The 8661-nt window shown below is 55.6% G+C and carries 8 protein-coding genes and 2 pseudogenes; 5 read left to right on the top strand and 5 right to left on the bottom strand.

The genetic code is table 11. The features are described from left to right. Positions 1-28: 28 nt before the first annotated feature. The gene (locus HK24_RS14060; RefSeq protein WP_369826542.1) at positions 29-130 is read left to right on the top strand and encodes a hypothetical protein; all 102 of its coding nucleotides are present in this window, start codon (positions 29-31) and stop codon (positions 128-130) included. 103 nt (positions 131-233) lie between these two features. Here the strand turns inward: HK24_RS14060 and HK24_RS12195 are convergent. From HK24_RS12195 to HK24_RS12180, 4 genes and pseudogenes are all read right to left on the bottom strand, one after another. Continuing rightward, a pseudogene (locus tag HK24_RS12195) lies at positions 234-764 on the bottom strand (ABC transporter permease subunit); the annotation flags it as partial. Beyond that, entirely contained in the window at positions 761-1906 is a 1146-nt protein-coding gene (locus tag HK24_RS12190; protein WP_086634698.1) for an FAD-binding oxidoreductase, read from the bottom strand. The pseudogene HK24_RS12195 and the gene HK24_RS12190, both read right to left, overlap by 4 nt. Then, the gene (locus tag HK24_RS12185; RefSeq protein WP_086634697.1) at positions 1890-3401 is read right to left on the bottom strand and encodes an FAD/NAD(P)-binding oxidoreductase; all 1512 of its coding nucleotides are present in this window, start codon (positions 3399-3401) and stop codon (positions 1890-1892) included. The genes HK24_RS12190 and HK24_RS12185 overlap by 17 nt, the downstream gene beginning before the upstream one ends. Then, complete coding sequence (locus HK24_RS12180) at positions 3398-3670, bottom strand: (2Fe-2S)-binding protein (RefSeq protein WP_346344010.1); 273 nt, start codon at positions 3668-3670, stop codon at positions 3398-3400. The genes HK24_RS12185 and HK24_RS12180 overlap by 4 nt, the downstream gene beginning before the upstream one ends. A 181-nt stretch (positions 3671-3851) precedes the next feature. On the opposite strand from HK24_RS12180, the pseudogene HK24_RS12175 reads away from it, so the two are divergent. After that, positions 3852-4242, top strand: a pseudogene (locus tag HK24_RS12175) (membrane-bound PQQ-dependent dehydrogenase, glucose/quinate/shikimate family); the annotation flags it as partial. A gap of 189 nt (positions 4243-4431) precedes the next feature. Here HK24_RS12175 and HK24_RS12170 read toward each other — a convergent pair. Next, entirely contained in the window at positions 4432-5007 is a 576-nt protein-coding gene (locus HK24_RS12170) for a TetR/AcrR family transcriptional regulator (protein WP_086634694.1), read from the bottom strand. Between the two features lie 104 nt (positions 5008-5111). Here HK24_RS12170 and HK24_RS12165 point away from each other — a divergent pair, with 104 nt between their 5' ends. The 3 genes from HK24_RS12165 to HK24_RS12155 all read left to right on the top strand — a co-directional run bounded on the left by HK24_RS12165 (position 5112) and on the right by HK24_RS12155 (position 8570). Then, positions 5112-6092 carry an SDR family NAD(P)-dependent oxidoreductase gene (locus HK24_RS12165; RefSeq protein ID WP_086634693.1) on the top strand — a complete coding sequence of 327 codons (981 nt, stop codon included), beginning with the start codon at positions 5112-5114 and terminating at the stop codon, positions 6090-6092. 130 nt (positions 6093-6222) lie between these two features. Then, the gene (locus HK24_RS12160) at positions 6223-7344 is read left to right on the top strand and encodes a metallophosphoesterase (protein ID WP_086634699.1); all 1122 of its coding nucleotides are present in this window, start codon (positions 6223-6225) and stop codon (positions 7342-7344) included. 161 nt (positions 7345-7505) lie between these two features. After that, on the top strand, positions 7506-8570 hold the full coding sequence (locus tag HK24_RS12155) for a bifunctional transcriptional activator/DNA repair enzyme AdaA (RefSeq protein ID WP_086634692.1): 1065 nt from the start codon (positions 7506-7508) through the stop codon (positions 8568-8570). Positions 8571-8661 lie beyond the last annotated feature (91 nt).

Genomic DNA, 8661 nt, shown 5'->3' with positions numbered 1-8661 from the left:
GGGAGACAACCGCCGGTTTCTCAATGGTATGCTGCATGTTTTGCGAACGGGTTGTCCGTGGCGGGACATGCAAAAGCGCTTTTCGACGGCCCTGATGCCGAGAGCCGTCGTCTGCCCCATGATGAGATAGACGAGGGCGCCACCCCATAAAACAATAAAGGCTGCCGCGTTGCACCGGATGCAATCGTGGATTGTCGGAGAAGTTCTACAAGTCCGATGATGGACAGAAGAGCTGTTTCCTTCAAAACGGACTGCCAGATATTGCCAAGAGCCGGGAGCGCAAATCGAAGTGTCTGGGGTGCTATGATGCGCCTTAGTAAGACAGTAGACGACATCCCACAGGCCTTGCCTGCTTCGATTTGCCCACGTTCCAGACGACAGTACGCACTGCGAAAAGCTTCCGTCTGATAGGCGCCGGAAACCAGAGCGATGGCAACAACACCAATGACGAACGAAGGGAGCGAAAAGAAACCGGGGAAGCCTGCCAGATGCATTAGATGCGTCAGGGCAAGTGATCCCCCAAAATAGAAAAGGTAGACGACCAGAATTTCCGGAATACCGCGGAACAGGGTTGTGTAGAATGTCCCTATCCAACGCAGAGCATGGTTTGGGGAAAGTTTCAGAGCTGCGCCAACAGTCCCGAGAAGACTGCCGAGTGCGAAGCTACACACTGCTGCTGCCAGTGTCAGACCCGCAGCTAACAGCAGAAGTTTCCCCCAGCCGTCTGGGCCAAACCCGACGAGAGCCAGACTTTGTGTGTTCATCCTGCCCCTCCCGTATTAAAGCGAGCACAGGAAAACGGCGTCAGAAGCGGATCAACCTTTCCGCTGACAAGCGACCGGCTCACGACATGGCCAACGGCTGGGGCAAGCTGGAAGCCATGACCGCAGAACCCGAAGACATTCCAGAAATCTGAAGTGTTTTCGCCTGGCCCTATGAAGGGAATTCCATCAGGTGTGGAGCCTTCGAGCCCGGTCCATGTGCGCAGGACTGGCACGTGCGCCAGCCCAGGAAAGGCTTCCAGAGTAGCCGCGGCACCCTGCGTCATTCGGTCCATCACGGTGAAGGAGGTATCATGGTCCGCGCAGGGCTTTCCAAGAATTCCTCCTCCGATCACCAGCGATCCGACGGCGCTCTGCTTGAACGATAGCGGACGGTCAATCCCGATCACAACGGGTTCCAGAAAGGGTTGCGTCCGCGCCGTAACCATCATGGAGGGCGCAACGACTTTCAGGGGGAGTGTCTGTCCAGCCATGGCTGCGATCTGTGCTCCCCAGGCTCCAGCGCAGTTAATGAGAACGCCAGTTTCATACGCACCTGATGAGGTTTCAATAGCCCATCCGCCGCCGACTACCCGATCCAGCCCCAGAACACGGCAGTTTTCGACAATCCGTGCACCCGCGGCGATAGCTGCCTCTCTAAAGGCACGGGTACTTGCCGCCGGATTTGCGTGTCCGTCGCTCCTCGATACGAGGCCTCCCATGGCTTTGTCTGTAAGGCCGGGCAGCATTTGTCGGACGTCTTTTTCTGACAGGAGCTCTTCTGCGCCTAATCCACGCTCTTTCATGTCCTGAGCGCGGTTATACGTCCAGGAGAGCTCGGCCTCATCAAGTGCGACGGCAATTTGACCAACTCCAAGGCGGACTTCACAGGACGCTGCGGCATATTGTCCGACGAACTGGTCAAGATGTTTCCAATGGTGCATCGCGAGTTCGGAAAGAGGGTATTCCCGCCAGTCGCGCATCAAAGTCCGCAAGCCCCCGGCATTGACGCTGGACGCATGGCGCCCTGCGACATTCTTATCGAGTAGCGTCACGTTCCAGCCCGCTCTTGCCAGGAGCAGCGCAATCGAACAGCCCTGAAGTCCGGCGCCAATTATAAGCGCGGTTTCATTCTGCCGGAACATCAACCGTCTCCTCTACGCCATGTTCGGGCTTGTCTTCGAGTGTCAGGCGTATGGTGGCTCTGGGGTCAAGGCCAGACAGGTTTGCTATTGCACCTAATGGTATGGGACGGATTGGGGGGCGTCCTCTGAACGTGGGTGGACAGGCGGTAGCGTGAGTATGTTCCTGAAGCAGGCGGGCGGCTGTCACCATGCAACTGCGTCCCTGACATGGACCCATACCACAACGCGTTTCACCGCGTAGCGCATCCATGTTTCTGAAACCGGAGCGTATCTTCTCCCTGAGATTTCCGGCTGTCAGTTCCTCGCAACGGCAGACAATCGTGTCGTTTTCCGGAAGGGCACGAGACAGTCCGGGTGGGAACGCGGCATCCAGAAACGGTCGTACTGAGAGGGACTTTCTGACAGAACGAACAGCCTTGCTGCATGGTCCTGTCCCCTGATCCAAAGCAGCAAGGATAGATTGGGCTGCCAGTCTGCCATGCGCCATTGCGGCATCTGCCCCTCCAATCCTTCGGGCATCTCCCGTGACGCGAATGACGCAACGTCCGGCATACAGTTCTGGCGGGAGAGACGAGGCTGTCTGGCCGTCAAAGGTTGTATCCGGGCGCCAGCTTGCATTTGCATCGTCCCACTGAAGGCGAAGTCCCGCGCTGTTGGGGATATCGATGGATGGCACAATGCCGTCATGGACGATCAACAGGTCGCAGGCTTGCGTTTGCTGTCGGCCGTTCACGGTAAAACTGATTGCTTCGACTTTTCGGTGTCCATGTGCGGCAAGGTCCTTCAGTCCTGTCACAGACTTCACGCCCGCAGCTTTCAAACGCGCAATCCATCTGACCCCCTTTATGAGGGAAAGTAGGCCACCCGGACGCAGATGGCTCACGCCGGAAAGCGCATCAGCAAAGCGGTCAGTACGGCCAATCAACGCTGGTTTGATGCCCAGTTGATGCAACTGATTTGCCAATAACAGCAACAAAGGGCCTGTGCCAATAAGGACAACGTTGCCGGTAGGTTTGAGGTGTCCTGCCTTCAGAAGTGTCTGGACGCCCCCCGCGGTCATGACGCCGGGCAGCGTCCACCCCGGGAATGGGACGGGCCGTTCCATAGCGCCGTGAGCCAGAAGAACCTGACGTCCCCGCACATAGCCAGCATTCATGCCCTGTAACCAGCCGACGGTTCCGTCAGGCCGTACTTCCCACACGGTTGTCTGGGGGCGATGGTCAATTCCACGGGATGTCCGGAAGCGCTGGATCAGCTCAGCGCCCGCTTTGTAGGCTGGTCCGAGGGCGGCCAGTAGCGTTTGCCCTGATGGGCTACTGTCGCGCAGATTAGCCTCAAGGTTACGGAAAATCTGGCCGCCTGGGGTCGGCTGCATGTCCAGAATAATGACGGAGCAGCCAGCCTGAACGAGCTCGACAGCTGCCGTCATTCCGGCAGGGCCGCACCCAACGATGATAACGTCTGCGTCGTACGGAGGAATGTTGCTCTGTGTCATACTTCAGGGTGTTTCAAAGCCAGAGGCGCACCCAACTGACGGCGGATTTTCATGCCGTCACGTACGACCGTCAGGCACGCCTGTTGATTGGCAATGCCGTCAATCTCCACAAGACATTCGAAGCAGTGTCCGATCATGCAGTAGGGCAAACGCGGGGCACCGGAGACAGGGCTCAGACGGTTATAGGGAACGCCTGCTCGGAGCATGCAGACGGCGACAGTATCTCCGGGGCAAGCAATGATCGGTTGGCCATCCAGAAATAGAGTGATGGCGTCTGGGACCGGGCCGAGTGCGGCGAACAGCTTGAAACCTGTATCAGCAGAGAAAGATTGCTCAGTTGTATCTGGAGCAGTTTTCTGGTCACGGCGTGCGACCTGTCATTCGCACGCTTTTTGAAGAGCTCCGAAAGTACAGCAATCCTACCTGACGGTGAGGGGCCGTCACACCAAGTTGACGGCGATTGATCTTGTCATCCCGAAAATCGTCTGGCAGCACCCGATTGGTACGACCCGTGATACGGGACCGTTTGGAACCCACACCAATCTTCCATTACCAACAGGTATGTTCAACATCGGCGGTACGATGGTGACGGGAGGCGGACTGGTCTTCCTCGGTGCGACGGCAGACGATTACCTGCGGGCTGTTGATGAAAGCACCGGCAAGGTTGTCTGGAAAGCACGTCTGCCAGCGGGTGGGCAGGCAAACCCGATGTCCTACATGATCAATGGCAAGCAATACATTGTTATTGCCGCTGGAGGTCATGCCGGTATGGGAACACGCACAGGCGATTATATCCTCGCCTACGCATCTTGATGATGGGCAGACGTCTCAGGCTCACTGATCTGTTTTTTACGCCGGGTTTCTATTATGGAAACCCGGCTATCGTCATGAAATTTCGTTGTCCACGTGAAAACAGGTCAACTGATGCTCAATGGACGTATAAAGGGCTCTTTTTTAACGGAGCGCAGTCATTCAGCATTTTAGATAGGGCAGGGAAGCCGAATATCAGTCGTCCTTTTTTCGTTTACAATCAGGATGCCCTCGATCCGGCAATAAGGATGTCGACGAGGCGCTTTGCACTTGTTTCCCACCCGGGACCGGCTGAAAAGTTCGACACGCCAGCCAACGCTCGGAGTAGGTCGAGCGGTTCGATCTCAGCGTTGAGATCGCCACTTGCAACAGCCGCCGCTACAAGTGTGTCAATCGCTCCTTGAAGCACAATTCCGGACTGAGCATAGAGCGCACTTGTGCCTCCAACCAGTCCGTTAAGTGCAGGTGCGATGACCTGCTTTGCGGCAATGTAATCCACGAACAGGCGCATCCATGCGCGAAGCGCTTCGACTGGCGGATGCTGTGTGGCTAGGACAGGTGCTGCGTCTGCGAGGCGGTCGAGTTCAACACGGTAGACAGCCTCAATGAGGGCATCGCGGCTGGGAAAGTGCCGATAAAGCGTGCCGATCCCGACGCCTGCGCGCCGCGCAACCTCATCCAGGGGAATGTCGATTTCCCCCTCCGTGAACGCGGTTTTCGCCACATTTAGCAAGTGCTCTCTGTTGCGCTGACCATCGCTGCGCGGTCTGCGTCGAAGTTTTTTATCCTCAGCCATTGGCTCCCTCTTGTTAAACGGAGTATCCCTCCGCATATGTGAAACGGAGCAATGCTCCATATATCATCTCGCGTGTGGTTTCACCACGCCCAGGAGTTTCACGAATGACGAAGATTTTTGGCGCAAGATCAACAACCGATGATGTTCTTTCTGGTCTGTCTTTCAAGGGAAAACGCGTTCTCGTAACAGGCGTTTCTGCGGGCCTGGGCATCGAAACTGCACGTGCTCTTGCTGCTCATGGTGCACATGTCGTGGGGGCAGTGCGCAATCTGGATAAGGCTGAAAATGCGACTGCTCAGGTTCGTGCAGACGCTAAATCTGGGGGAGGACAGTTTGAGCTGATTGCGCTGGATCTTGCAGATCTTGGCAGTGTCCGGGCGTGTGCGGACCAGTTGAACAGTGTTGGGCTATCTTTTGATCTGGTCATTGCCAATGCTGGCGTCATGGCTACTCCATTCGGGCATACGAAGAACGGGTTCGAGACACAGTTCGGAACCAATCATCTTGGTCACTTCGTGCTCATTAACCGGATAGCGGGGCTTATGAACAATGGCGCCCGACTGGTGAACTTGTCTTCCGCGGGCCATCGCTTTTCAGATGTCGATCTGGAAGATCCGAATTTTGACCACACGTTCTATGAGCCATTTGTTGCTTACGGGCGCTCCAAGACCGCAAATATCCTCTTTGCCGTTGCGTTCGACGCGCGTCATCGTGCTCGGAGAGTGCGGGCTACAGCCGTTCATCCTGGCGGTATCTTGACTGAACTTCCTCGTCATATGCCTGCAGGAGCAATCGAGGCTATGGTCACAGGCATCAATGAACAGGCTGCCAAGGAGGGAAAGCCGCCATTCCAGTTCAAGACCATCCCGGAAGGCGCCGCTACATCAGTTTGGGCAGGGATTGTGGCGGATGCAGATGCTATAGGTGGTCGCTACTGTGAAGACTGCCACGTGAGCCCAATCGTCTCAGATGATCAACCGCTTGGTCTGGGGGATGAGGGCGTGCGGTCTTATGCGCTCGATCTGGCTCATGCCGAGGCTCTTTGGAAGAAGAGCGAAGAGATGGTTGGAGAGAGCTTTTCCTGAAATGCAAACATGTCTCATGTCTTGAGATCATGCGTAGTTTTGACGTCCAGCACATGGACGTAGTGAATGGTTCTAAGGCTAAGAGGCGATGGTCGTCTCTTGGTGCTTTCATGCAAGGAGGCTGATTGCCGTGCGTCTTGTTGTTTTCGGTTTGCCCCTCCTTGTCGTGATCCTGAACTGGCTCTGGCCGCTTCCGTTGCCTCTCGCTGCGAAAATGCTCGGAAGCGTTCTGGTGATCGTCGCGGCGCTTTATCATTACTGGTCCAGGCTCTCGTCAGGCTCCGTTTTCGCTCCGGAATTTCCTCGACCTTTCGTCGTCCTATTCAACTGGGGTTTTGGGGCAAACCTGTTTCTCACGCTGTTCCAGATCGCGCTTGATGTTGGTGCACTGGTCTTCGCTCTCGCGGAATGGCAGCCAGTCCATATCTCCGCTGGTGCCCGAGAGGCTATTGGCGCCCTTGCGGGAGTTCTGGCTGCTGTGAGTGTTGCGAATGCTTTGCGCGTACCGCCAGTCAGAGATGTGACGATCACCATTCGCGGTCTGCCCAGGGTGTTTGATGGATACAGGCTGCTCCAGTTGAGTGACATGCATATCAGTCGGCTGTTTCCGGCCACATGGGCAGCAGCAATGGTCGACCGTGCCAACGCGGCAGACGCAAACATGATCGTTGTGACAGGAGATTTTATCGACGGATCTGTGGAGATGCGGCGTGCTGATGTCGCACCACTCGCCCGCTTGCAGGCGCATGATGGTGTACTGGGAATTCCGGGAAATCATGAGTATTTTTTCAATTATTCCGACTGGATGCAGCATCTGTCGGGATTAGGCTTCCATATGCTGTTGAATGACCATGCAGTGGTTACCAAGGGGCCAAATCAGTTGGTAGTTGTCGGCGTGACTGACAGGTCTGCGCCCGGCCATGGTCAGCCTGGCCCAGATTTAGAGGAAGCCCTTAAAGGGAGCCCGGACGGAGCGCCGGTCATATTGCTCGATCATCAACCTGGGGATGCGCGTGCCTCAGCCGAATATGGCGTTGCCCTGCAGTTATCCGGTCACACGCACGGCGGAATGATTTTGGGGTTAGATCGTTTGGTGGCACGCGGTAATAACGGTTTCGTCTCCGGGCGCTACAATGTGGGTAATATGACGCTCTACGTCAGTAATGGGACCGGGTTGTGGCCAGGTTTTGCACTGCGGCTTGGCAGACCATCCGAGATCACGTGTTTTCATCTGCGGACTGAAGAAAATTGAAAGCTGCGCCTCTCATGGAGGCGTTAGACGAGCGAACCTTAGAAAACGATACCCGTCCCTTGGCGGGTATTTGGGTGCCAAGGAAGAGGCTACGCCGAAAATAAAAAATCAACGCCTGAAAACCGGCGACATTTGAGAGTTGGTGGCTATAGGTTTTCTGAATGCTATTCGATCTTCCTGACCCAGACACTCTCTATGCCGCTCTGCTTGCCCGGAACGAATATTTCGACGGACAGGCATTCGTCTGCGTGTCGTCAACAGGGGTGTTTTGTCGCCTGACCTGTCCGGCCAGAAAACCGAAGCGCGAGCATTGTACGTTTTACCCGACGATTGGGGACTGTATTGAAGCGGGTTTTCGTCCATGCAAGCGTTGTCATCCGCTTCAGGCTGCAGCGCTTGCCGACCCTGCAATTTTGGCCCTTTTGCAGGCTTTGGATACACGTCCTGATGTGCGATGGTCTGAAGACTGTATTATCAGGTTGGGGTACGACCCTTCTACAATCCGCCGGAGCTTCAAGCGACAGTTTGGAATAACATTTCTGGAAATGGCGCGTCAGAGGCGTCTGAGAGAAGGGTTCGAAGCGTTGGCCGAGGGGGGCAAGGTCATTACAGCTCAGCATGAGGCCAGCTTTGAATCAGCAAGTGCGTTTCGTGCGGCTTTTTCTCGTCTGCTGGGATGCGCACCGGGAGAATTGCGCCCCAATAAGCTTTTACAGGCGACATGGATACCCACACCTTTGGGCGATATGATGGCTGTCAGCAGTCGCAGTCATCTGCATCTTTTAGAGTTCGTAGATCGAAAAGCGCTGCCCGCAGAGCTCAAGAAACTTAACAAGGCCTCGCCGGGGGGAATTGGTATCGGCCGTATGCCCCCATCAGAGCAGGCTGAAACCGAACTCGCGGCCTATTTTTCTGCGCGATCAGACAGGTTTGATACCCCTCTTGCTGTGGCCGGAAGCGCCTTTACACAAAAGGTGTGGGAGGCCTTGCGAACAATTCCTGCTGGTGAAACCAGAAGCTATTCTGACATTGCACGGCAAATCGGCCGTCCCTCCGCAGTGAGAGCTGTTGCGCGCGCCAATGGTGCCAACCAGATAGCGCTGATGATCCCATGTCACCGCGTTATTGGCGCGGACGGCTCCTTGACGGGATATGGTGGTGGTCTCTGGCGGAAACACAGACTTATTGAGATCGAACGCGAGCTTAAAAAATCGAAAAAAGGATAACCGCTTTTCAGGCTTAAGTCACGTTGACAAAAGGCCTATACGGTCTGCCTGAGATCTGATTCACTTTGTATCTGTAGGACAGCAAGCAGAG

The sequence above is a fragment of the Gluconobacter sp. DsW_058 genome (assembly GCF_002153615.1).
In the GTDB taxonomy this organism is placed as follows: domain Bacteria; phylum Pseudomonadota; class Alphaproteobacteria; order Acetobacterales; family Acetobacteraceae; genus Gluconobacter; species Gluconobacter cerinus.
The sequence above is the reverse complement of the archived record's forward strand: the minus strand, read 5'-3'. Positions and strand labels throughout refer to the sequence as shown.

What these genes read in the sequence shown, in the direction of transcription:
- HK24_RS14060 (WP_369826542.1), top strand. Translation starts at nt 29, where the DNA reads ATGCTGCATGTTTTGCGAACGGGTTGTCCGTGGCGGGACATGCAAAAG.
- HK24_RS12190 (WP_086634698.1), bottom strand. Translation starts at nt 1,906, where the DNA reads ATGTTCCGGCAGAATGAAACCGCGCTTATAATTGGCGCCGGACTTCAG.
- HK24_RS12185 (WP_086634697.1), bottom strand. Translation starts at nt 3,401, where the DNA reads ATGACACAGAGCAACATTCCTCCGTACGACGCAGACGTTATCATCGTT.
- HK24_RS12170 (WP_086634694.1), bottom strand. Translation starts at nt 5,007, where the DNA reads ATGGCTGAGGATAAAAAACTTCGACGCAGACCGCGCAGCGATGGTCAG.
- HK24_RS12165 (WP_086634693.1), top strand. Translation starts at nt 5,112, where the DNA reads ATGACGAAGATTTTTGGCGCAAGATCAACAACCGATGATGTTCTTTCT.
- HK24_RS12155 (WP_086634692.1), top strand. Translation starts at nt 7,506, where the DNA reads ATGCTATTCGATCTTCCTGACCCAGACACTCTCTATGCCGCTCTGCTT.